Annotated in this window: 22 protein-coding genes, 1 tRNA gene and 1 pseudogene; 14 read left to right on the plus strand and 10 right to left on the minus strand. The window is 71.4% G+C overall.

Features of this window, described 5'->3' with window-relative positions; all coding sequences use genetic code 11:
* The first annotated feature begins 95 nt into the window (after nucleotides 1-95).
* On the plus strand, nucleotides 96-1,397 hold the full coding sequence (locus ACO4JP_RS17855; protein WP_425955312.1) for a glycosyltransferase 87 family protein: 1,302 nt from the start codon (nucleotides 96-98) through the stop codon (nucleotides 1,395-1,397).
* A gap of 44 nt (nucleotides 1,398-1,441) precedes the next feature.
* Here the strand turns inward: ACO4JP_RS17855 and ACO4JP_RS17860 are convergent, their stop codons facing one another.
* Nucleotides 1,442-2,494, minus strand: coding sequence for an alcohol dehydrogenase catalytic domain-containing protein (locus ACO4JP_RS17860; RefSeq protein WP_425955313.1), 1,053 nt, complete (start codon nucleotides 2,492-2,494; stop codon nucleotides 1,442-1,444).
* A 110-nt stretch (nucleotides 2,495-2,604) separates the two neighbouring features.
* On the minus strand, nucleotides 2,605-3,498 hold the full coding sequence (locus tag ACO4JP_RS17865; RefSeq protein WP_425955314.1) for an LLM class flavin-dependent oxidoreductase: 894 nt from the start codon (nucleotides 3,496-3,498) through the stop codon (nucleotides 2,605-2,607).
* Between the two features lie 73 nt (nucleotides 3,499-3,571).
* Between ACO4JP_RS17865 and ACO4JP_RS17870 the strand changes: the two genes are divergently transcribed.
* From ACO4JP_RS17870 to ACO4JP_RS17910, 9 genes and pseudogenes are all read left to right on the plus strand, one after another.
* On the plus strand, nucleotides 3,572-4,189 hold the full coding sequence (locus tag ACO4JP_RS17870) for a TMEM175 family protein (RefSeq protein WP_425955315.1): 618 nt from the start codon (nucleotides 3,572-3,574) through the stop codon (nucleotides 4,187-4,189).
* A gap of 138 nt (nucleotides 4,190-4,327) precedes the next feature.
* Nucleotides 4,328-6,253, plus strand: a complete 1,926-nt coding sequence (locus ACO4JP_RS17875; RefSeq protein ID WP_425955316.1) for a S53 family peptidase — start codon at nucleotides 4,328-4,330, stop codon at nucleotides 6,251-6,253.
* 300 nt (nucleotides 6,254-6,553) lie between these two features.
* The gene (locus ACO4JP_RS17880; protein WP_425955317.1) at nucleotides 6,554-6,826 is read left to right on the plus strand and encodes a hypothetical protein; all 273 of its coding nucleotides are present in this window, start codon (nucleotides 6,554-6,556) and stop codon (nucleotides 6,824-6,826) included.
* Complete coding sequence (locus tag ACO4JP_RS17885; RefSeq protein ID WP_425955318.1) at nucleotides 6,826-7,278, plus strand: type II toxin-antitoxin system VapC family toxin; 453 nt, start codon at nucleotides 6,826-6,828, stop codon at nucleotides 7,276-7,278. The genes ACO4JP_RS17880 and ACO4JP_RS17885 overlap by 1 nt, the downstream gene beginning before the upstream one ends.
* Nucleotides 7,278-7,505, plus strand: coding sequence for a hypothetical protein (locus tag ACO4JP_RS17890; protein ID WP_425955319.1), 228 nt, complete (start codon nucleotides 7,278-7,280; stop codon nucleotides 7,503-7,505). Before ACO4JP_RS17885 ends, ACO4JP_RS17890 begins: the two co-directional genes overlap by 1 nt.
* 281 nt (nucleotides 7,506-7,786) lie before the next feature.
* On the plus strand, nucleotides 7,787-8,323 hold the full coding sequence (locus ACO4JP_RS17895) for a hypothetical protein (protein ID WP_425955320.1): 537 nt from the start codon (nucleotides 7,787-7,789) through the stop codon (nucleotides 8,321-8,323).
* Nucleotides 8,324-8,356: 33 nt separating this feature from the next.
* Entirely contained in the window at nucleotides 8,357-8,722 is a 366-nt protein-coding gene (locus ACO4JP_RS17900) for a helix-turn-helix domain-containing protein (RefSeq protein WP_425955321.1), read from the plus strand.
* Nucleotides 8,715-9,158: a hypothetical protein gene (locus tag ACO4JP_RS17905; protein WP_425955322.1), complete on the plus strand. Its 444-nt coding sequence runs from the start codon at nucleotides 8,715-8,717 to the stop codon at nucleotides 9,156-9,158. Before ACO4JP_RS17900 ends, ACO4JP_RS17905 begins: the two co-directional genes overlap by 8 nt.
* Before the next feature lie 629 nt (nucleotides 9,159-9,787).
* Nucleotides 9,788-10,755, plus strand: a pseudogene (locus ACO4JP_RS17910) (IS481 family transposase).
* A gap of 13 nt (nucleotides 10,756-10,768) precedes the next feature.
* Here the strand turns inward: ACO4JP_RS17910 and ACO4JP_RS17915 are convergent.
* Entirely contained in the window at nucleotides 10,769-11,104 is a 336-nt protein-coding gene (locus ACO4JP_RS17915; RefSeq protein ID WP_425955323.1) for a hypothetical protein, read from the minus strand.
* 119 nt (nucleotides 11,105-11,223) lie between these two features.
* Here ACO4JP_RS17915 and ACO4JP_RS17920 point away from each other — a divergent pair, with 119 nt between their 5' ends.
* Nucleotides 11,224-11,364, plus strand: a complete 141-nt coding sequence (locus tag ACO4JP_RS17920) for a hypothetical protein (RefSeq protein ID WP_425955324.1) — start codon at nucleotides 11,224-11,226, stop codon at nucleotides 11,362-11,364.
* A 133-nt stretch (nucleotides 11,365-11,497) separates the two neighbouring features.
* Here ACO4JP_RS17920 and ACO4JP_RS17925 read toward each other — a convergent pair.
* Together ACO4JP_RS17925 and ACO4JP_RS17930 are read right to left on the minus strand one after the other, a co-directional pair.
* Nucleotides 11,498-11,584: transfer RNA gene (locus tag ACO4JP_RS17925), tRNA-Ser, on the minus strand.
* Between the two features lie 71 nt (nucleotides 11,585-11,655).
* Nucleotides 11,656-13,425, minus strand: coding sequence for a glycosyl hydrolase family 18 protein (locus ACO4JP_RS17930; protein ID WP_425955325.1), 1,770 nt, complete (start codon nucleotides 13,423-13,425; stop codon nucleotides 11,656-11,658).
* A gap of 137 nt (nucleotides 13,426-13,562) precedes the next feature.
* Between ACO4JP_RS17930 and ACO4JP_RS17935 the strand changes: the two genes are divergently transcribed.
* Together ACO4JP_RS17935 and ACO4JP_RS17940 are read left to right on the plus strand one after the other, a co-directional pair.
* Nucleotides 13,563-14,477: an NAD-dependent protein deacetylase gene (locus tag ACO4JP_RS17935; RefSeq protein WP_425955326.1), complete on the plus strand. Its 915-nt coding sequence runs from the start codon at nucleotides 13,563-13,565 to the stop codon at nucleotides 14,475-14,477.
* Nucleotides 14,478-14,575: 98 nt separating this feature from the next.
* Nucleotides 14,576-16,048, plus strand: coding sequence for a phytoene desaturase family protein (locus ACO4JP_RS17940; RefSeq protein ID WP_425955327.1), 1,473 nt, complete (start codon nucleotides 14,576-14,578; stop codon nucleotides 16,046-16,048).
* A 13-nt stretch (nucleotides 16,049-16,061) separates the two neighbouring features.
* Here the strand turns inward: ACO4JP_RS17940 and ACO4JP_RS17945 are convergent, their stop codons facing one another.
* From ACO4JP_RS17945 to ACO4JP_RS17965, 5 genes are all read right to left on the minus strand, one after another.
* Complete coding sequence (locus ACO4JP_RS17945; protein WP_425955328.1) at nucleotides 16,062-16,964, minus strand: DUF4097 family beta strand repeat-containing protein; 903 nt, start codon at nucleotides 16,962-16,964, stop codon at nucleotides 16,062-16,064.
* Complete coding sequence (locus ACO4JP_RS17950) at nucleotides 16,961-17,623, minus strand: response regulator (RefSeq protein WP_425955329.1); 663 nt, start codon at nucleotides 17,621-17,623, stop codon at nucleotides 16,961-16,963. The genes ACO4JP_RS17945 and ACO4JP_RS17950 overlap by 4 nt, the downstream gene beginning before the upstream one ends.
* Complete coding sequence (locus tag ACO4JP_RS17955; protein ID WP_425955330.1) at nucleotides 17,611-19,038, minus strand: histidine kinase; 1,428 nt, start codon at nucleotides 19,036-19,038, stop codon at nucleotides 17,611-17,613. The genes ACO4JP_RS17950 and ACO4JP_RS17955 overlap by 13 nt, the downstream gene beginning before the upstream one ends.
* A gap of 89 nt (nucleotides 19,039-19,127) precedes the next feature.
* Nucleotides 19,128-20,285, minus strand: coding sequence for an AI-2E family transporter (locus ACO4JP_RS17960; RefSeq protein WP_425955331.1), 1,158 nt, complete (start codon nucleotides 20,283-20,285; stop codon nucleotides 19,128-19,130).
* A complete protein-coding gene (locus tag ACO4JP_RS17965) occupies nucleotides 20,282-20,722 on the minus strand; it encodes a nucleoside deaminase (RefSeq protein ID WP_425957140.1) in 441 nt (146 codons plus the stop codon). Before ACO4JP_RS17965 ends, ACO4JP_RS17960 begins: the two co-directional genes overlap by 4 nt.
* A 283-nt stretch (nucleotides 20,723-21,005) precedes the next feature.
* On the opposite strand from ACO4JP_RS17965, the gene upp reads away from it, so the two are divergent.
* Nucleotides 21,006-21,641, plus strand: coding sequence for a uracil phosphoribosyltransferase (gene upp, locus ACO4JP_RS17970; RefSeq protein ID WP_425955332.1), 636 nt, complete (start codon nucleotides 21,006-21,008; stop codon nucleotides 21,639-21,641).
* Nucleotides 21,642-21,644: the final 3 nt, after the last annotated feature.

The raw sequence follows: 21,644 nt of genomic DNA on the forward strand, positions 1-21,644 counted from the left end.
CTCACCCCAGTTTTCGGATAACCGAAAACTAGCGCGGATCGCCGGACCTCGAAACCTCACAGCCGAGACACCGCCCGGTCTGACACGATGTGCCCGTGCCCTCGCAGACCGTCAGCGCCGACCGCTCCCACGCCGCCTTCGCAGCGGTCGGTGAGGTGCTGCTCTCGCGCTGGGGCATCATCACCGGCTTCGTGCTCGCGCACGTGTGGATCGTGCTCGACGCGCTCTCGTGGAGCGGCGAGATCTTCGGCGACGTGTCGCTGTACGACTGGTGGGCCCGCCGCGGCTTCATGAACGGCGTGTGGCCCGTGCTCGACTACGACTGGGTCTACCCCGCCGGCGCACTCATCCCGATCGCGGCCCCCGCGATCGGCACCACCGGGTTCGTCGCGTACGCGGTGATGTGGTCGGCCGGCGTGATCGCGCTCAACGGCCTCGCCCTGTGGTTCCTCGCGCGCACACCACCGCGCGGGCGCCTCGCCGCCTGGTGGTGGCTGATCTTCCTGGTCGCGCTCGGCCCCATCTGGCTCGGCCGGCTCGACGGAGTCGTCGCCCCGCTCATCCTCATCTCGTTGCTCCTCGCTGCCCGCCGCCCGGCCGTCGCGACGGCCATCGCGACGCTCGGCGCGTGGATCAAGATCGCACCCGGCGCCGTCGTCGTGGCGCTCGCAGCGACGTCGCGGTCGCTGCCGCGGTTCGTGCGCGACGTCGTGGCGCCGGCCGCCGTGGTGAGCGCCCTCGTCGTCGGGCTCGCGCTTGCCGGGGGCGCCGGCGAGCGCGCGTGGAGCGTGTTCGGCCAGCAGGAGGCCCGGACGCTGCAGGCCGAGTCGGTCGCCGCCACCTGGTTCAGCGTGGCGCGGCTGTGGGACCCCTCCATACGCATCGAGTACAACGACGTGATCTTCACCTACGAGGTGCAGGGCTCCGCGGCGCGCGAGGTGGCGTCGTTGCTCGACACCGTGCTGCCGGTCGCCGTCGTGCTCCTCGGCCTGCTCGCCTGGGCGGCGGCCAGGCGCCGGCCGGAGCTCGCGCACGACGTGCTGCTGCTGAGCGCGGCGGCCACGCTTCTCGCGCTCATCGTGTTCAACAAGGTGGGTTCGCCGCAGTTCGTCGCGTGGCTCGGGCCGCCCGTGGCGGCGGCGCTGGCCCTGGCCGGGCCGGGGGCCCGGCACGTCTGGTCCCCACCCGCCGTCGGGGTGCTGGGCGTCGCGGTGCTGACCCAGATCCTGTACCCGGTCGCATACGGGCCGTTCCTCGGTGGCGAGCCGTGGATGATCGTGATGCCGGCGCTGCGCAACCTCGGTCTCGTGGTGCTGCTGCTCGGTGCGGTGTGGCGGCTGGTGCAGATCGCGGTCGGCCACCGCCCCCGCCTGCCGCGTTCGCCTGACGTTCCCTGAAGCTCAGGGCCGCGAGCACGGCGCCTGACGGCGTAGCGCCCTCGTCAGCCCTCGCGGTGGATCGCGACCTTCAGCGCGTCCCACCTCGGGGCGTCGGAGAACACCTCGTACGCCTTCTCGATCTCGTCGAGCGCGAAGCGGTGCGTGACCATCTCCTCCGGCTCGAGGCGGCCGCCCACCATGAGGTCGAGCAGCATCGGGGTCGACGTCGCGTCCACCAGGCCCGTGGTGATCCTGAGGTTCTGGATCCACAGGTTCTCCATCGGGAACGACACCGGTGCGCCGTGCACGCCCGCGTTCGCGATGTGGCCGCCCGGGCGCACGATGCGGAAGCAGTCCTCGAGGGTCTGCGGGACGCCCACGGCCTCGATGACGACGTCGACGCCCAGCCCGTCCGTCTCGGCCAGCACGGCGTCGACCCAGCCTGCGTCCTTGGTCGAGACGCCGACGTCGGCGCCCATCCGCAGGGCGTGGTCGATGCGCGGCTGCGAGCGCCCGACGGCGATCACCTTCGACGGGCCGTACAGCTTGGCCGTCGCCACGGCCGCGAGCCCCACCGGCCCGACGCCGACGACGGCGACGACGTCGCCCGGCTTGATGTCGCCGTACTGGACGCCGATCTCGAACCCGGTCGGGAAGATGTCGGACACCATGACGGCCTGCTCGTTGGTCAGGCTCTCCGGGACCTTGTGCAGTGACGTGTCCGCGAACGGGGTGCGGACGAACTCGGCCTGCGTGCCGTCGATCAGGTGGCCCAGCACCCAGCCGATGCCGCCCATACCGAGGCAGTGCGAGGGCATCGCCTTGCGGCAGTACGAGCACTTCCCGCACGAGGAGATGCAGGAGACGATGACGCGGTCTCCCGGCTTGACCTCGGTCACCGCGCTGCCGACCTCGACGACGGTGCCGACGCCCTCGTGGCCCAGCACGCGCCCGGGGGTGACGGCGGGGACGTCGCCCTTGAGGATGTGCAGGTCGGTGCCGCAGATCGTGGTGGTGTCGATCTGCACGATCGCGTCCGTGGGGGCGAGGATCACGGGGTCGGGGACCGGCTCCCACGCCGTCTCGCCGGGACCGTGGTAGACGAGGGCTTTCATCGGACGCTCCTCCGGGGCTGCTGCGGGCAGGAGTGCTCACCGTAGGAGGAGCCGGGGCGAAGGTGGCGGTGGTGGCAGCACGTGATCGGCGGAGAGGGCGTGTGGGTGGATCAGCCGACGACGCGGGGCATGACCTCACCCGCGATCAGCTCGAGCTGGCGGCGTTCGTCGCCGATCGGCCAGAACTGCACGCGTTGACAACCGGCACGGGCGTAGCGAGACAGCAGCTCGGCGCATTGCTCCGCCGAGCCGACGCAGATCCGCCCACGAAGCTCCGCCGGATCCCGCCTCACCAGCGGACCCACGATCTCGGTCAGCACACGCTCGGCGTCGGACGCCTGCTCGGTGACCCAGGTCCACATCGTCGCGAGCGCATTCGGGAACTCATCACGCGGCCGCCCCGCGTTCGTGAGCTCCTTGCCGAGGAGCTCCAGGCTCGTGACGAACCCTTCCGGAGTCGTGTTGTACGCGGACGCGAGCCAGCCGTCACCGAGGCGGGCGACGCGACGCAGCCCTGCATGCGATCCCCAGGCGCCGAGCCACAGCGGGATCCCGCGCTGCTGGACGGGCCGCGGCGCGAGCTCTGACGCCGAACCGAGCAGGTCCCTGAGCGCCCCGACGGCGTCGTCGAAGCGGCGCCAGCGCCCGTCCAACGGCACACCGACCGCCTCGTAGTCGGCCTTGGACGACCCCGGGCCGACTCCTGCGATCACGCGGCCGCCGGACAGCACGTCCAGCGCGGTCAACGCCTTCGCCAACGGTACCGGCCCACGCAGGTTCACCAGCGCCAGGGTCGTGGCGAGCGTCATCGCGCCGGAGCGCTCGACGACGGCCGCGAGCGCCGTCGGGCCGTCGAGCCATGGGACCGAGAAGAGGAAGTGGTCGTTGGCCGAGATCGCCGCGAACCCGTTGTCCCGGGCCGCGTCCACGACCGCGGCCAACCGGCCGTACGAGAGGCCCTCACCGCTGAAGTCGATCAGTGGCAGATGCACACCGGCGTCCATGACCATCAATCTTCCGCCGCGGCGTGGCGCTGGACCAGCGCACATGCATGGACGAGTCTCTTAGGCTGTCAGCGTGCGGACAAGCAGGCTCGAGGCGTTCAGCGACGGCGTGCTCGCGATCATCATCACGATCATGGTCCTGGGACTGCGCGTCCCGGAGGGAAACGACCTCCGGTCCTTGTGGGACAGCGCCGGCGGCACCGTGCTCACCTACGTGCTGAGCTTCATCTACGTCGGGATCTACTGGAACAACCACCACCACATGTTCCAGCTGACCCAGCGGGTCAGCGGTGGAGTGCTCTGGGCCAACCTGCACCTGCTCTTCTGGCTCTCGCTGTTCCCGTTCAGCACGGCGTGGATGGACCGGAGCAACTTCTCCCGCACGCCGGTGATGGTGTTCGGCATCGACCTGCTCGGCGCAGCGATCGCGTTCTTCATCCTCCAGCGGACGATCCTGCGCCGCGAGGTCGACGACGCGCCGCTCGCGAGGGCGCTCGGCCGTGACCTCAAGGGAAAGATCTCGCCGGTCTTCTACATCTGCGGGATCGTCGCCGCATCGTTCAGCCGCCAGAGCCTCGACGCCGCAATCTGGGTCGCGCTCGCCTGCTACGTGGCAGTCGCGGTGATCTGGCTCGTTCCGGACCGGCGCATCGAACGGATGCTGACAGAAGAGCACCGCAGCGAGTCCTGACACGCGACTTGCTGCGCAAACTCGCACGGGCGCGTGGCGTTTGGCCGGAGCTCATGGCTAGACGCTCCCTGCAGTCCGGGTCTAACTTGCGACCAAGTCGCGACCGCGATCGCACCTCACCGATCGGAACTTGTTTCAATGCGCAGACATCCCGCAGTAGGCACGCTGATCGTCGCATCGTCTCTCGCCCTCGGATTCGCAGCCATCGCGCCCGCGGCGGCCGCACCCGGCTCACACCACATTCCTCAGTCCGCCCCTGGCTGGCTCGCGCACGCCAAGCGCGTCGGCACGCCGTCGTCGAACGCCGCAGTCCAGGTGCGGGTGTACCTCGCACCCCGCGGCGGCCTCGACGCGCTGGCCGCGCAGGCCCGCGCGGTCTCGACCCCAGGTTCGTCCGAGCAGGGCCATTTCCTCACCCCGGCTCAGTACCACGCCCAGTACGACCCGGCATCGCAGACGATCAGCGCGGTCACGGACTGGCTCACCGGCTCGGGCCTCAAGGTCGCCGGGCAGGAGTCGCGGGGGCGCTATCTCGATGTGACCGGAAGTGTTGCCGCGGCCCAGCGCGCCTTCGGCGTCACGCTTGTGAACTACTCGCACGACGGCATGACGGTTCAGGCGCCGACGGGAGAGCTGAGCGCTCCGGACGCTGTCGCGGGCGACATCCTCTCGGTCTCGGGCCTTGACACGACGCCGGAGACCACGGCACCACTCACGCAGAAGCCGTCGCCGCCGAGCGCGGGCTTCCGCAACGCGCGGCCCTGCTCCACGTGGTACGGCGACTCGACCCCGGCCAACACCCCGACGCCGGACGGGACCGTCCTGCCGCAGCTCAACGGCGCGACGCTGCCCTTCGCGCCCTGCGGGTACACGGGGCCGCAGCTGCGCGGGGCGTACGAGGCCGGCGCCTCGGCGTCGCTCCTCGGAGCCGGGGTCACCGTCGCCATCACCGACGCCTACGCCTCGTCGACCATCGAGTCCGACGCGAACGCCTACGCCATCCAGACCGGCGACAAGCCGTTCGCTGCCGGCCAGTTCTCGCAGAGCCTCCCCAACTCCTTCACGCGGGTGAACGACGGCCAGCGCCAGTGCGGGGCGTCCGGCTGGTACGGCGAGGAGACGCTCGACGTCGAGGCGGTGCACGCCATGGCCCCCGCCGCGAACATCCGCTACTACGCCGGCGCGAGCTGCTACGACAGGGACCTGCTCGATACCTTCAGCCGCATCAACGACGAGGCCACGGTTCAGATCGTGACCAACTCGTGGGGCGACGTGGGCGACTCCGTCCGGCCGTCGGTCCTGGCGGCCTATGAGGCCGAGTTCCTGCAGGGCGCGGTCGAGGGCATCAGCTACCTCTTCTCCTCGGGCGACAACGGGGACGACGCCACGGTCGTCGGCACTCCGCAGACCGACTACCCGGCATCCGACCCCTACGTCACGGCAGTCGGCGGCACCTCGACCGAGATCACCGCTCCGGGCGTCGTCCAGGCCGAGACCGGTTGGCAGACCTCGAAGTACTCGCTGAGCAACGGCGCGTGGACGCTGGCGACCAGCTTCCAGTACGGCGGCGGCGGCGGTTACTCGAGCAACATCGCCGAACCGGACTACCAGCGCGCCGCCGGCATCGTGAGCCCGAACGGCGGCCGGGCGGTGCCGGATGTGTCGATGGACGCCGACCCGACGACGGGCATGCTCGTCGGCCAGACCCAGACGTTCCCCGACGGCGTCAAGTACGACACGTACCGCATCGGCGGCACGAGCCTCGCCTCGCCGCTGTTCGCCGGCATGACGGCGCTGAAGATCCAGGCGAGCAAGACCGGTCTCGGCTTGCTCAACCCCCGGATCTACGCCGACCACACCGGATTCCAGGACGTGACCGGCGCGGGCGTCGACCAGGGTGCGATCCGCGTCGACTTCGTCGACGGCGTGGATGCGGCACAGGGCTACGTCTACTCGATTCGCACTTTCAACGGGGCGACCACGTCGTTGAAGGTCGGGTCCGGCTGGGACAGCGAGACCGGGTGGGGCAGCGCGCGCGCCGGCTGGCTGGCGCCCGCCAAGTAGCGGAGCTGTAAGGAACGACGAAGGGCCCCAGATCCGCGGATCTGGGGCCCTTCGTTCGGCCGTCTTCCTGCGCGATCGGGACTGACATGCCGCGGAGCGAGACCTGAGCTCGAACCTGCATGTGCGCGCATTCCGGGTGGCACGGAGTCCTCCGCGCCGTCGTCGGGTCGATCGCGAACGCGTAGCGACGCCGTAGGCGCTCTTGACGCGGGCCAGAGTCGGCCGGATGCTCGGCCGTCGGTGCGAGACCGGACGTGAGGCGATGGTCAAACGTCAGACAGAGTCGATACGATGTCAGACATGAGGACGATCACCCGACGGTTCCTGTCGCGACACACTGCGGAGGCCCTGGCCCTGGCGGACCAGGAGGGCGCCGTCGCGGTCAACGACCGGTGGACCCTTGTCGCCGGCACCGCGGCTGCCGATCCGCTGGCTGCGCTCGTCGCCCGCGGGCTCGTCGAGCCCCCGAAGGACCCCATTCCGTGGGGAGACGAGTCGGCCGACTCGAGCGACCGGCAGTACACCGCCGCCGAGGTCGACGAACTCGTCGCATGGGGCAAGGGCGATCACTGATGCGGGTCGCCTATCTGGACTCGTCCGTCGCGCTCCGCGCCGCGCTCCCCACGCCGCAGCGCCACGCATGGCGGAAGTGGCTGACGGAGACGCGTGCGCACACCGTGCTGATCGGCTCGCGGCTGCTCCAGACGGAGATGGTTCGGACCCTGCGGCGCGACGGCCTGCCGCTGGCCGACGCATCCAAGGTCCTTTCGCGCATCCGGCTCGTTCCCGTGACGCCGGACACCTTCGTCGTCGCGGAAGCGATCGAGCAGACGATCAGGACGCTCGATGCGCTCCACCTCGCGACGGCAGCGCAGACCGGACTGTCGCTGACGGTCCTGACTCACGACAACGCGATGCGAACCGTCGCGGAGTCGATGGGACTCGCAGCATTCGACCCCGTCGGTGAAGGCGAGGCGCCTCGGCCGATCGTGAGCACGATCCGGCCCAAAGAGGAGGCGGACTGATGGACTTCGATGAGCAGGAGCTGCGGCGCACGCCGCGGGAGGTCGAGCAGGTCGAGGCGGCGCTGAACGCGGAGGCGGCGGTGGTGCCCGAGTTGGTGGCCGCGATGAGGGCGACGCGCGAGAACGCGAGGCAGGGACGGTTTGCTGCGCGCGAACTCAACTGGCCAGACGTCGGCGTCGGGGCGGCCGGGGAGCAACTCTCCCGGGAGGGGAGTCCTCACGAGTGAAAAGCGAGTGCCGGAAAGGAAGAAGGACCCCAGATCCGCATGTTTCTGCGGCTGAGGTTCTTCTTGGGGCGGTAGCGGTGAGGTCTTGCGGTTGACTTCGACGGCTTTGGCCTGATCGGCGTTCGCGGCGTCTGACCTGTACGGATCCTCCGCCCGCTGTGCATCCGTTTGGAGGCGCCTGCAGTCGGTCGGTAGTCAACGCGGCGCGCGAGCGCACAGCCTCCAGCCCTCGGTGGCCGACGTGCGGCCTCGTGTCGGTACCGGTCGCTAACATCGGCGCCATGCCCGCGCCCGCCAGAAACTCGATCTGCTCGTCGGGCGTGCGCATCGACTTCTACTGGTGGTCCTGCGCCGACGAGGATGTGAAGTCGCATCTCGACGACGCGCTCGCCGCGCTCTGGCGCGCAGTCGACGGGCCGAACCGCCGCTGGACACCGTGGTCGCAGTCCATGGTTCGAAGCCAGTTCAAGAAGCGCCTTGAGAAGGCCATCCGGGGTCAACTCGTCCCGGTCGACGAGATCAAGCCCTTGCGCGACGGGCGCGCGAGTCTGTTTGAGATTCGATGGACGGACATCGGCGTGTCCGAGGTCGGCACCGGCGGCGAGTTGGTGTTCCGTGACGTCCACGTCCGCCTGATCCACACCGAGCCTGACGGGTTCGGGCTCGGCGTCGTCGGCCTCCACGCCCACGAGAAGGCGATTGACCCGGACGACCCCACCTGGACGCGGGCCGAACAGGATGCCGAGGTCGACACCGCGGAGCGTTGCTACTTCGCCGGCGTCGGCACGAACTGGGGCCTCGTCCTGCGCCAGAGTTGACGAGCAACTCGCCGCGCGTATAGATTCTGATCTATGTCATCCTCGAACCCCGTCGACCTTGCCGCGCTCGAAGCGCGGGCCGACAGCCTGATTGAGGCCCACGAGCAACTCCTAGATTCACTCGTTGCATTGCGCAAGAAGCACAACCTGACCCAGAGCGAAGTCGCCGATCGCATGGGGGTCTCGCAGCCGACCATCGCCGCGTTCGAGCGCGACGACGCGAACCCAACGCTCGCGACGATCCGCCGCTACGCCCATGCTGTTGGCGCGAGACTTCGCGACGAGGTCATCGACGACTGCTGCCGGACCGGCGACGAACAGTTCTACCGCGTTGTCGGCGAGAGTTTCCGGCCGTCGCCTCAAGTCACTGCCGTGAAGTGGGGACCCGTTCGTGTCTGAGCGCTCTCCCGAACTGCTGTCGCTCGTCGAGACGGTGGAGTTGAACGAGGTCGGGTTCAACGAGATCTCCGCGAAGCGTGCGCCACTGCCTGACGCCAACCCCGAGACGGCCGACGTGCAGCCAAGCTACGGGTTGAGCATCGAGCACACAGAGGACCAGTTCAGGGTCGCCGTGCGCGTCGACGTTGCGACAGTCGTCGGCCCAGTGGCTGTCGAGGCATTCGCGCACTACAAGGCTCTCGAAGGCGTTCCGGAACTGACGCAGGCGCTCCTCGTTGACTACACGAACGAGGTAGTCCTCATGGTTCTACTCCCGTACCTACGCCAAGCGATCGCCGACGTCACGCAGAGGATCTTCGGAACGCCGCTCTTGATGCCGGTCCTTCCACGAGGCGCGATCACGTTCGGAAGCCAAGACACCGCCGAAGAGCAGTAGTCGGATAGGTCGCCCGTTGAGGCCCTCGCCTCGACGATTTCGCATCCCTCAGTACCACCCGACCGAGATCCGGTGAGAGGTGCGACCAACACATCGGCTTCGACGAAACGGCAGCTACGGACTCTGCCAGATCCGAGGCGAAGGTCCAGTGTCCGACATCGACTCGTGCCGACTTGCTCTCATGCGCCTCGAAGGCGCATAGCCCCTCACCAACGAGTGGGGCCAGCCGGTCGACTGGTCCGTCCGCGCGGCCGCTGAGCGCCACAAGCCCGACGCGAAGTTCGCCGACGCCGTCGCCGCAAAGATCCAGTGCATGTACCTCGAGCCGCAGGCGAACGGCGGGGGCCCGGCGCCCGACCATCGGCCCGCCGCTGAGATCTGGCATGTCGGACGTTGGCGTCAGCAACTCCGTGTCCGGGGGACCGTCTGGCTGCCAGAGGCTGGGCCCAAGCCGCGCGAGGAGCCGCACCAACCCGCGAACTCGGCGGCGCGCCAGCTCGAGCATCGGGACCGTGACGTCGGCCCACTAGTTTGTACTCGGCCATGAGGTTGGTGACGTTCGCGTTGACGTGAGCGAGGACCTCCGGCGTAGTGGAGATGTCTGACGTCTTCACGATCCGGAGGCCCTCGTGGTTCACGCTAACGCGCGGTTGACGCCGCGCGGCAGATGGTTGTTGGTCGAACGTGTCCGGGTGAACGGCCGCCCGGTCGCCCATGTCGCTCGCGAGATGGGCGTCTCACGGCAGTGCGCTCACCGGTGGGTGGCCCGCTATGACGAGCACGGACGGGCCGGGCTCGAGGATCGTTCCTCCCGCCCGCACGCCTCGCCACGGGCAACTCCGTCTGACAAGGTTGCGGCCGTCGTGGCCGCCCGCGCCGCAGCCAGAGTCGGTCCTGATGAGCTGGCCCGCCGCACCGGAGTGCCGGCTCGGACCATCTCGCGGATCCTGCGCCGAGCTCAGGTGCCCTACCTATGCAGTGCGACCCGGTCACCGGCGAGGTCATCCGCGCCTCGAAGGTCACCGCCCGCCGCTACGAGAAGGCCCACCCCGGGGACCTGGTGCACGTCGACGTCAAGAAGCTCGGGCGCCTGCACCCTGGCGGCGGATGGAAGGCCCACGGCCGGGAAATGGGCTCTTCCGCGGCGAAGAAGCGCGCCCGGATCGGGTACGACTTCATCCACTCCGCAGTCGACGACCACTCCAGGGTCGCCTACTCCGAGATCCTGCCCGACGAGAAGGGCGCCACCTGCGCCGGGTTCATGACCCGCGCCCTGACCTGGTTCGCCACCAAGGACGTGCAGGTCAAGGCCGTGATCACCGACAACCACTGGTCCTACAAGCGCTCCACCGACGTGGCCGACGCGCTCGACGCGGCCGGCGCCGCGCACTGGTACATCAAGGCGCACTGCCCGTGGCAGAACGGCAAGGTAGAGCGCTTCAACCGGACCCTGGCCACCGAGTGGGCCTACGTACGCGCCTACGACTCGAACGAGGACCGCGCCGACGCCTTCCCCATCTGGCTGACTCACTACAACAATGAGCGTCACCACAACGCCGTCGGCGCAGCCCCCATCACGCGACTGTCACCAACGTGATGGCCGAGTACAACTAGTCGTCGCCCGCAAGCTCGTCCAGGAGCGGCGCCTGGGCCTTGATCTGCGGGATGTTCGTCTGCTCCAAAAGCCCCGAGGCGATCTGCTGAACCTGGCGGCCCAGCCGGTCGGTCGTCAGCGTCGGGTCGAGCACGCCGAGCTGGAGCTTGAGCATCGTGAGGTCGAACCGCTGGGCCTTCTCGTCGTCGTCGACCACGGTGGTCGGAAGTCCCGCGAGGTGCTCGACGACGTCGCGGGCGGCCTGTTGATCGATGCTGGGCCACTCCTCACGCTGCGAGAATCGCTCGGCCCAAGGGCGGTGCGACCGCACGACGAAGTTGTCGAGCGTCATGCCTGCGACCTTCCCGTGCAGGGTGGTTCTCAGGTCGTCTCGGAGCGCCGCGAGAGATGTCGTGCCGTCGTCCCCGTCAGTCGTCGCGACGTCCCCGGCGGACGGGTCGGCTCGACGTAGTGGAGCCGGGTCGTCTGCTCGCCACCCAGATAGCCAACTCGACCTCGACCAGGGATGCCAAGGAACAGCTCGGCCACGCCGATTCGCGGCAGATCTTCAGAGCGCAGATCGGGTTGCTTCTCGACGTCGAGGCGGACTGAACCAGCTCATCGCCGACACAACGCCGGGGCTGGATCTCGACTGGAAACCCAAAGCGGTACATGAACGGCACACGGACAAAGAAGAAGGACCTCAGATCCGCAGAATCCTGCGGATCTGAGGTCCTTCTAGGGGCGGTAGCGGTGAGATTCGAACTCACGGTGGACTTTCACCCACACACGCTTTCGAGGCGTGCTCCTTAGGCCACTCGGACACGCTACCTAGCCGGCCTGGACCGGCCGTCCGAGGATACCCGCTCGGACGGCCGGTCCCAAATCGCGTCCGGACTGCTCCTAAGCGCAGGGCGCCCCGGCGTCCCAGGCGCCCCAGGCGGTCGCGCCGGGGGCTTCGCCGCGGGTCCACCAGAGCGCCGTGTGGTTGACGCCGGCACGCGAGACGACGTCGCCCTTGCCGTACGTTGCGGCGGCGTCCCACGCGGGTGCGCACGCGGAAGGCGCCGTCGGCGGCGTCGTGCCCGCCGGGCCCGTGGCCTGCCACGCGCCGTTGGCAGCGCCCGGCTCCTCGCCGCGGGTCCACCAGCGAGCGACGTACTCGACGCCGTCGTGCGACACCGTGTCGCCTGCGGTGTAGAGGCCCGAGGCGTACCACGGCGCCGCGCCCGACGGCGTGACGAGCGGGCCCGGCGTCGCGAGCCGGAACGTGCTCGCGAGCGCGCCCGCGAGCTCGTTCTTGTAGTCGCCCGTGATGTCCCAGATGAAGCCGCCGCCGTAGCCGTTGACGGCGAGCCACTCGGCCTTGCCGGTCACCGAGCGCGGGGTGTCGAGGCTGAACCACTGGTCGCCGTCCCAGCGGTAGGCGGCGCCGGCCGTGGCGTCGTAGTACTCGGTGCCGAGGTCGTGGAGCTGTGCGTAGGTGCGGGTGCCGATCGGAGCGGCCGCGGCCGCGCCCGGTGTCGGATCGGTGACGCCGCTCCAGCCCTGGCCGTAGGCCGCGAGCCCGAGGTTGATCTGGTCGCCCCGGTAGCCCGCGGCGCGGTAGACGGCGAGCAGGTCGTCGGCCGCCAGACCCCAGTTCGCGTAGTTCTGTGAGTCGTCCGGCCAGTAGTACTTGTGCAGGTTGCCCTGGTGTCCGGTGCGGTTGGGCACCCAGGTGCCGTGGTAGTCGTAGCCCTGCACGTTGAGGTAGTCGACGACGGCCACGAGCCGCGGGTCGAGCCAGCCGCCGAAGGTGCGCGGCGCCCATCCCGCGGGGGCGAACCCGCTGATCAGGTAGTGCTCGCCGGTCGTGGCGCCCACCGCGTCGAGCTTGGTCCGCAGCAGCTGCAGGAAGGCGATGAAGTTCTCGCCGTCCTGCTCCGGGCGCGGGCTGGGGTGCTCGCCGTCGGCGCCAGGCCACTCCCAGTCGATGTCGATGCCGTCGAAGATCCCGGCGGCCACGCCCGCGCCGCCCTGGGCGCCGTGGACCGGGAGGTTGCCGCGGATCCACAGGTCGACGCACGAGTCGACGAGGCGCGCGCGGCTCTCCGGCGTCGCGACCGCGTCGGAGAAGTTGTCCGACCACGTCCAGCCGCCGAGCGAGATCAGCACCTTGAGGTCGGGGTTCCGCTCCTTGAGCTTCCTCAGCTGGTTGAGGTTGCCGGCCAGGGGCTGCGTCGCCTTGTCGGCGACGCCGTCGACGGAGTCCTTCTTGGAGACGAGCCGCAGGTAGTCGGACTGCGGGTCGCCCTCGGGCCCCTCGGGCCCGGCGGCATCGCTCTCGTCGCACACGAGGTCGCTGGTGATGTTCCCGAACGCGTAGTTGAGGTGGGTGAGGTCGCCGACGGCGCCGGTGCGATCGAGGTCGGCGACCTGGTAGGTGCCCGACTGCGGCACCCAGGCCGGGAAGTAGCCGATCGACTTGTAGCCGTTCGCGCCGTCCGGGTCCGGGGCGGCGGCCGGGGCGGGCGTACCCGCCTTCGCACCCGCTGCCGGGGCGCCGTGCGCCGTCGACGCGCCGGCTGCCGTGATGCCGACGGCGAGCGCGATGGTCGCCGCTGCCGCCACGAGCACGGCTGCAGGGCGGGACAGATGGTGATGATGCGCGCTGTTGACACTGCGGTGCATGAGGAGCCTCGTTGCTTCCTCCGGGTTTGACCGCACCCGGGAATGGGTTTGTCAGGACTCCTGCACAATAGCGTCGAGCTCGCGGCGCGACGACCCCGGAGTCCGCCCGGCGAGGCCCGCGACGTAGGCTCGGCAACGTGCCCTCCCCCGCGCGCCCGAAGGCCCCCAGCTACCAGCAGCGCACGTGGACGCTCCCGCCGGACGCCGTCGTGCACCGCGGCACCGCGGAGGACGCGGCGCGGGTGCTGGGTGGGCTGTCCGTCACCGCGCTCACAGGCGCGGGCATCTCCACGGACTCGGGCATCCCCGACTACCGCTCCCCCGACTCCCCGCCGCGCAACCCCATGACGTACCAGCAGTTCGTGGGCGACGAGGCGTTCCGTAGGCACTACTGGGCCCGCAACCACGTCGGCTGGCAGCACGTGCGGCGCACGCAGCCCAACGCCGGGCACCGGGCGCTGGCCGCGCTCGAAGCGGCTGGCGTGCTGCGCGGCGTCATCACGCAGAACGTCGACCTGCTGCACGAGGACGCCGGCTCCCGTCACGTCATCGACCTGCACGGGCGCTACGACCGGGTCATCTGCCTCACCTGCGGCCGGGTGATCTCGCGCGCCCACCTGGCCGAGCGGCTGACGGCCCTCAACCCGCACTTCCTCGAGACCGTGCTGGCCGGCGGCCTCACCGTGGCCGACATCGAGGTGGCGCCCGACGCCGACGCCGTCATCGAGCAGACCTCGCACTTCGTCCCCGCGGCCTGCGAGTTCTGCGGCGGCGTGCTCAAGCCGGAGATCGTCTACTTCGGTGAGAACGTCCCGCGAGAGCGGGTCGAGCGGGCCTACGCGATGGTCGACGACGCCGGGGCGCTGCTCGTGGCCGGGACGTCGCTCACCGTGATGAGCGGGCTCCGGTTCGTCCGGCGCGCCGCCGCGGCCGGCAAGCCGGTCGTCATCGTCAACCGCGGCGAGACCCGCGGCGACCCGCTCGCGACGGTCAAGGTCGACGCGGGCGTGACGGAAACCCTGGCAGCCCTTGTCGACCTGCTCGCGGGGTAGGGAACCGCCCCCGTCCGGGAGAGACCCGGGTGATTTGATGGGAGGCGCCGCGCGGCGCCTCCCAACGGTGGGCGGGCAGGCCGGCGGACCGGGAGGCAATGGTGGAGGACGCCGTCGTCGTCGGCTCGGGGCCCAACGGCCTCGCCGCCGCCGTCACGCTCGCACGCGCAGGTCTGCGCGTGACGGTGCTCGAGGCGGAGGCGACGGCGGGCGGTGGGGCCCGGACGCTCGACCTCGGCCTGGCGCCCGGCGTCGTGCACGACCTGTGCTCCGCAGTGCATCCCATGGCGTGGGCGTCGCCGTTCTTCCGCGCGTTCGACCTGGGCGCGCACGGCGTCGAGCTGCTGACGCCCGAGGTGTCCTACGCGCAGCCCCTCGACGGGCGGCCCGCCGCGGTCGCCCACCGCTCGCTCGACGCGACCGTCGAGCGCCTCGGGCCCGACGGCGGTGCCTGGCGTTCGCTCGTGGGCGCGGCGTCGGAGCAGTGGGAGGCGGTGACCGCCGTCGCGCTGGGCGACAAGCGGTCGGTGCCGCCCGGGCTCGGCTCGCCGGGCCGGCTGCTAGGCGCGGCGCGGTTCGGCCTCGGCGTGCTGGAGCAGGGCACCCCCGCGTGGAACCGCCGTTGGCGCACGCCGGAGGCGGCGGCGCTGCTCACCGGTGTGGCCGCACACTCGATCACGCCCTTGCCGTCCCTGGCCGGCGCCGGCACGGCCCTGCTGCTCGCGGCGCTGGCGCACGCGGGCGACGGCTGGGCCATCCCGCGCGGTGGGTCGCAGGCGATCGTCGACGCCCTCGTCCGGGACCTGCGGGCGCACGGAGGCGACGTCGTGACGGGGACGCGCGTCCGCTCGCGCGCGGACCTCCCCGCGGCGGAGACCTACCTCTTCGACACCACCCCGCGCACGCTGCTCGAGGTCCTCGGCGACGACGTCCCGGACTCGCAGCGGCGCGCGCTGCACGGGTTCCGGTACGGGGACGGGGTGGCGAAGGTCGACTTCGTGCTCAGCGGGCCCGTGCCCTGGGCCGACCCCGCGCACGACGGCGCGATCGCGCGCGCCGGGACCGTGCACGTGGGCGGCACCCGCGAGCAGATGGCGGACGCTGAGGCGGACGTGCACGCCGGCCGGCACGCCGAGCGGCCGATGGTGCTGGTCAGCGACCCGAGCGTGGTCGACCCCGGCCGGGAGTCCGGGGGTCTTCGGCCGCTCTGGACGTACGCGCACGTGCCGTCCGGGTCGACGCACGACCTGACCGAGGCGGTGACCGCGCAGCTCGAGCGGTTCGCGCCCGGGTTCCGCGACGTCGTCGTGGCCTCGCGCTGCGTCCCCGCGGCGCAGATGGCCGAGCACAACCAGAACTACGTGGGCGGGGACATCGCGGCGGGAGCGGTCACGATGTGGCAGATGATCGCGCGCCCCGTGCTGCGCGCCAACCCGTACCGGGCCGCCGGCCGGGTCTACCTCTGCTCGGCGTCGACCCCGCCGGGGCCCGGCGTCCACGGGATGCCGGGGTTCCACGCGGCCCGGCGGGCGCTCCGCGAGGTGTTCGGGGTGCGCGTCCCGGCGCTGTGAGACGCGGCCCGGGTCAGCCGGCCAGGTAGGCGACGTCCCCGTTCGAGCTGCGGATCTCCACCGTGCGGGTGGCGTCCGGGTCCGTCGCGCCCTCGACCGTCTTGCTGCCGTTCGTCGTGTCGATCGTGAGCCGCACCGGCTCCTCGCCGCCGTGCACCGTCACCTCGCCGTTGCTGGTACGGGCAACCACGTCGCCGTCGACGCCGGCGACCTCGATGCCGCCGTTGCTCGTCGTCGCGCGCGCCGAGCCGGACACGTCGCGCACGTCGATGCGGCCGTTGCTGGTGTCGGCGGTCAGCGAGCCCCCGACGCCCGTCACCCGGATGGCACCGTTCGACGTGCGGAGGTCGACGTCGTCGCCCGCCTGCCGCACGGCGATCTCGCCGTTGCTGGTGTCCACCGAGAGCCGGCCGCTGACCCGCGTCGCGTCGACGCGGCCGTTGCTCGTGTGCAGCTGCACGTCCCCGGCGAGACCCGAGGCGACGACCTGGCCGTTGGACGTGCGGACCACGACGTGGGTGCTCGCCGGGAGCGTCACGTCGAGCTCGCCCGCGCACTGGGTCTGCCACAGGGTCCAGCTGGGGCACCGGTGCGTCACCACGAGCCGGTCGGCGGACTGGTCCGCCGCGTAGTGCGGGTGGCTGATGCCGCTGTGCGCGATGCGCTCGACCTCGACGCCGCCCGGGGCGGCCGCGACGGTGACCTTGCCGTCGGCCACCAGCTCGACGGTGCCGACGGCGTCGTACGACGCGTGGGCCGTGGTGGTCCGAGACAGGGTCAGGTCTACGAGGGTCACGGCACCCCAGGCGACCAGCACCGTCGCGAGGATCGCCCCGATGACGACGAGCGGCCGCGCGCCGTGGCGTGACGGCGGAGGCGCGGGCGCACCCACCGGTGGGGGAAGGGTCTCGGTCATGATCGTGCTCCGTTCAGGTCGAGCCAGCGCAGCACCGCGAGGACGCGGCGGTGGTCGTCCGCATCCGGCGGAAGACCGAGCTTCGTGAGGATGTTCGTGACGTGCTTCTCGACGGCGGCGAGGCCGACCACGAGGCGGTCGGCGATCGCGGCGTTGGAGCGGCCCTCGGCCATGAGGGCGAGCACCTCGTGCTCGCGCGGCGTGAGGGTGTCGAGCCCGGTGCTGCGGCTGCGGGCCAAGATCTGGCTGACGACCTCCGGGTCGACGACGGTGCCGCCGCCTGCCACGCGGGCCACGGCGTCAAGGAACTCGTCGACGTCGGCCACGCGGTCCTTGAGGACGTAACCGAGCCCGCGCGCACCGGCCGCGAACAGCTCGGACGCATACCGCTGCTCGACGTACTGGGACAGCACCAGAACCGACAGCTCGGGGTGCAGCGACCGCAGGTGCACAGCGGCGCGCAGCCCCTCGTCGGTGTGCGACGGCGGCATCCGGACGTCGGTGATCAGCAGGTCGGGCAGCTCGGCGCCGGGGCGGGTCATGGCCCGGACGAGCTCGTCGGCGGTGCGGAAGCCCCGCACGCCGTGCCCCTCCGCGGCCAGCAGCCGGGTCAGGCCGTCGAGGAGGAGGACGGAGTCCTCCGCGATCACGATGCGCACGGGACCTCCACGGTGAGGCGGGTGCCGGCACCCGCGGGGCTCTCGAGCTCGAACGTCCCGTCCAGTGCGGCCACCCGGCCGCGCAGGCCCGCGAGGCCGCTGCCCGGGTCGGTGTGCGCGCCGCCGCGGCCGTCGTCGGACACGACGACGCGCAGGCGGCACGAGCCGTCGTCCTCCACGAGCCGCGCGCACACCAGCGCCGACGCCGCCTGCGCGTGCTTGGCCACGTTGGTCAGCGCCTCCGCGACGACGAAGTACGCGGCGGCCTGGGCAGCCGGGCTCGCGGGCGCGAGGTCGCCGTCGACGTGCACCCGCACGGGGACGGGGCTGCGCGCCGCGAGCGCGGAGAGCGCCGCGTCGAGGCCGCGGTCGGAGAGCACGGCGGGGTGGATGCCCCGTACCAGGTCGCGCAGCTCCGCGAGCGTCTCCTTGACCTCGCCGTGCGCGTGCTCCAGGGCCGCGGCCGCGGCAGCCGGGTCCTGCTCGGCGAGCCGTCGTGCCACACCCAGCTCGACGCCGAGCGCGACGAGGCGCTGCTGTGCGCCGTCGTGCAGGTCGCGCTCGATGCGTCGGCGTTCGGCGTCGGCGGCGTGGACCGCCTGTGCGCGGGTCTCCGTCAGGACGACGGCGCGCTCGCGCGCGGTGGTCGCCGCCTGCTCGGCGACGGCCGCCTCCCGCGCCGCGGCCAGCGCCTGCCGCTCGGCGAGCTGCGCCTGCTGCTCGGCGGCCTGCGCACGGAGCCGTGCGACGTCGGCGGACGACGGTCCCAGCAGCGCCTGCGCGAGCCGGACGACGAGGAGCGAGCCGTACTGCGCGAGCACTGCGGCACCCCAGAGCAGCAGCACCGCGACGACGACGCCGATCGCCACCGTCATCGGCCAGGGGGCGCCGAGCCACTCGGCGACGACGCTCTGCCGGCCCACGAAGAGCCAGACGACGGCGGCGACGGCGCCCGCGGCGAGCGCCGTGACGAGGGCGACGAACACCGTCGAGACGAACAGCCCCACGAACGCGTACGCGGTCGCGGCCCAGCTGCGACCGTTCCGGATCTCGGCCCACATCCACGCCCAGGACTCGGCGAGCGAGCGGGGACGCCGGTTCCATGCCGGGGACGGCTCGGCGATGCGGACGCCCGTCTGGGCCGCGAGGCGGGCGCGCTCGGAGGTGCCGTAGAGGCGTGCCCCCGCGAGGCTGAGCGCGAGCAGAGGCAGACCGATCCCGAGGGCGGGCACCAGCCCCGCCGAGACCACGACAAAGATCCACAGCACCTGGCCGGCGCTGAGGAACCAGACCCAGCCGAGGGCCAGCTGGGAGGCCGCGCGCACGGTGGCCAGAGAGAAGGGGGCGCGGAGCAGCTCGGGCCCCCGGCGGAGGGCCGGGGCGACAGCGTGTGCGACGTCGTCTGCGCTGGTCATGCCGTCGACACTAGGCGGCGGTTTGCGGGCTGAACACCGGGGACTCCCCCGAGGTTCAGGTAGGGCCAACCCGACCTCGAGCCGGGTATCTACCTCGCGGGCGCGGCCCCCACCGCCACCGGCTCCGGCGTCGGTTCTGGGGTCGGCTCTGGGCCTTGCTCGCGCGCTCGCTCGGGGATCTGCTCCGCCTCCGCGAGCTCGGGCACGAGCTCGTACCGCGTGCGGTACAGCTCGAGCAGCGCGAGCAGCATCGCGACCACGGGGATGGCCAGCAGTGCGCCGGCGACCCCGAACATCGCCGTCCCCAGGATGACCGACGCGAAGCTCACGGCGGGGTGCACGTTGACGGCACGGGAGCTGATGCGCGGCTCGATCGTGAGGTTCTCGACCTGCTGGTAGAGCACGCCCCAGCCCAGCACGATGAGGCCGAGCCACGGGTTGGGGCTGAGCGCCCCGACCAGCACGGGCAGCGCGATGGCGATGTACGTGCCGATGGCGGGTACGAACTGCGCGACGATGCCCGTCCACAGCGCGAGCGCGAGCCAGGACGGCAGCCCGACGATGCCGAACACGATGGCGCTGCAGGTCGCGTTGACGGTGGCGAGCAGCAGGCGCGCACCGACGTACCGGCCCGTCTTCTCCGCCATCGTGTCCCAGACGACGAGGCTCGCCTCCTGGGCCCGCGGCGGGAACAGCGACGCGATCCAGCGGCGCAGCCGCGGGCCGTCGGCCGAGAGGTAGAAGAGCAGCAGCGCGAAGACGAAGAACGTGCCGACGGCCCCGGCGAGCGTGCCGAGCACCGCCACGATGCCGCCCGCGACCTGCCCGGCGATGCTCGCCGCGCTGCTCGCGTTGGCCTGGACCTCGGCCAGCAGGTCGTCGAGCGAGTAGCGGATGCCGAACTGGGTGTCGGTCCAGGCGAGCGCACGGTCGACCAGGTCGGGGATGGCCTGCACCAGGGTCGCGACCTGCTGCACCACGAGGTTGCCGAACAGCGCGAGGAAGATCCCGAGGGCCGCGACGACGCCGAGCAGCACCAGGCCCGTCGCCGCGGGACGCGGCATGCGGTGGGCCAGGCGGCTCACCGCCGGCTCCATCGCCAGCGACACGAACCACGCCAGGAACACCGTGAACAGCAGCGACCCTCCGGCCCGCAGCACGAAGAGCACCACGGCGGCCAGCGCCACCAGCCCGAGGACCACCAGGCCGGTGCGCCAGACGTTGCGGGGCTCGAAGACGACCTTCACGCTCTCTCCCGATGCGACTCGAAGAACTCCCGGAGCAGGGTGCCGCACTCCTGCTCACGGACACCGCCGAGGACCTCGACGGCGTGGTTGGCGCGCTGGTCGCGCACCAGGTCCCAGACGGAGCCGGTCGCGCCGGCCTTCGGGTCCCACGCCCCGAGCACCAGCCGCTGCACCCGGGCCGCGACCAGCGCGCCGGCGCACATCACGCACGGCTCGAGCGTGACCACGAGGGTGCAGCCCTCGAGGCGCCACTCGCCCCCGGACATCGCGGCCTGGCGCAGCGCGAGCACCTCGGCGTGCGCGGTGGGGTCCCCGGTCTCCTCGCGGCGGTTGCGGCCGAGCCCGAGCAGCCGCCCGTCGGGCCCGACGACGAGCGCGCCGACCGGCACGTCACCGGACGCGAGACAGTGGCTCGCCTCGTGCAGCGCCATCCCCATGAGCGAGTCCCACACGACGCGCCGCTGGGAGAGCATCGGCGGGGGGAAGGCGCCGTCGGACCAGGGCAGCGCGAGCCCGCCCGCACGACCAGTGTGGACGCCGCCGGCGCCGTCGTCGTCGCTCACGCATCCCTCCCAGACTTGTCAGACGCAGGTGAGCCTATAGACCCGCGTGGCCCTGACACGCGAAGAGCGCTCCCGAGCGCTCCGGTCGGTCTGACGACACACGAGGGGTGGCGCCGTGCGGTGGGTCGGGGCAACTCCCGGCCGGTAGCGTGGGGGCATGCGCCTGCACGTCGCCGACCACCCGCTGGTGGCCCACAAGCTCACCGTCCTGCGGGACAAGAACACGCCGTCGGCGACGTTCCGTCTCCTCGTCGACGAGCTGGTGACGCTGCTCGCATACGAGGCGACGCGGCACGTGCGCACGCAGCCCCACCAGATCGAGACGCCGGTGACAACGACGACCGGCGTGAAGCTGTCGGCGCCGAGCCCGATCGTCATCCCGATCCTGCGCGCCGGCCTGGGCATGCTCGACGGCATGACGCGCCTGCTGCCGACCGCCGAGGTCGGGTTCCTGGGCCTGCAGCGCGACGAGACGACCTACGAGGCCGTCACGTACGCCAACCGCCTGCCCGAGGACCTGACCGACCGGCAGGTCTTCCTCCTCGACCCGATGCTCGCGACCGGCGGCACCCTGGTCGCCGCCATCGACTACGTGCTCGAGCGCGGCGCGCGCGACGTCACCTGCGTGTGCCTGCTCGCGGCGCCCGAGGGTCTCAAGGTGGTCGAGGCGGCGCTCGGCGACCGCGTCGACGTCCAGGTCGTGGTCGCGGCCGTGGACGAGCGGCTCAACGAGAAGAAGTACATCGTTCCCGGCCTGGGCGACGCGGGCGACCGCCTGTACGGCATCGTCTGAGCC

The sequence above is a fragment of the Xylanimonas sp. McL0601 genome, assembly GCF_049852175.1.
GTDB lineage: Bacteria > Actinomycetota > Actinomycetes > Actinomycetales > Cellulomonadaceae > Xylanimonas.

Coding starts and splice junctions, on each gene's coding strand:
- ACO4JP_RS17880 (WP_425955317.1), top strand. CDS start 6,554: ATGAGGACGATCACCCGACGGTTCCTGTCGCGACACACTGCGGAGGCC.
- ACO4JP_RS17860 (WP_425955313.1), bottom strand. CDS start 2,494: ATGAAAGCCCTCGTCTACCACGGTCCCGGCGAGACGGCGTGGGAGCCG.
- ACO4JP_RS17955 (WP_425955330.1), bottom strand. CDS start 19,038: ATGACCAGCGCAGACGACGTCGCACACGCTGTCGCCCCGGCCCTCCGC.
- upp (WP_425955332.1), top strand. CDS start 21,006: ATGCGCCTGCACGTCGCCGACCACCCGCTGGTGGCCCACAAGCTCACC.
- ACO4JP_RS17875 (WP_425955316.1), top strand. CDS start 4,328: ATGCGCAGACATCCCGCAGTAGGCACGCTGATCGTCGCATCGTCTCTC.
- ACO4JP_RS17885 (WP_425955318.1), top strand. CDS start 6,826: ATGCGGGTCGCCTATCTGGACTCGTCCGTCGCGCTCCGCGCCGCGCTC.
- ACO4JP_RS17865 (WP_425955314.1), bottom strand. CDS start 3,498: ATGGACGCCGGTGTGCATCTGCCACTGATCGACTTCAGCGGTGAGGGC.
- ACO4JP_RS17930 (WP_425955325.1), bottom strand. CDS start 13,425: ATGCACCGCAGTGTCAACAGCGCGCATCATCACCATCTGTCCCGCCCT.
- ACO4JP_RS17965 (WP_425957140.1), bottom strand. CDS start 20,722: ATGGGGATGGCGCTGCACGAGGCGAGCCACTGTCTCGCGTCCGGTGAC.
- ACO4JP_RS17940 (WP_425955327.1), top strand. CDS start 14,576: ATGGTGGAGGACGCCGTCGTCGTCGGCTCGGGGCCCAACGGCCTCGCC.
- ACO4JP_RS17915 (WP_425955323.1), bottom strand. CDS start 11,104: ATGACGCTCGACAACTTCGTCGTGCGGTCGCACCGCCCTTGGGCCGAG.
- ACO4JP_RS17945 (WP_425955328.1), bottom strand. CDS start 16,964: ATGACCGAGACCCTTCCCCCACCGGTGGGTGCGCCCGCGCCTCCGCCG.
- ACO4JP_RS17895 (WP_425955320.1), top strand. CDS start 7,787: ATGCCCGCGCCCGCCAGAAACTCGATCTGCTCGTCGGGCGTGCGCATC.
- ACO4JP_RS17890 (WP_425955319.1), top strand. CDS start 7,278: ATGGACTTCGATGAGCAGGAGCTGCGGCGCACGCCGCGGGAGGTCGAG.
- ACO4JP_RS17900 (WP_425955321.1), top strand. CDS start 8,357: ATGTCATCCTCGAACCCCGTCGACCTTGCCGCGCTCGAAGCGCGGGCC.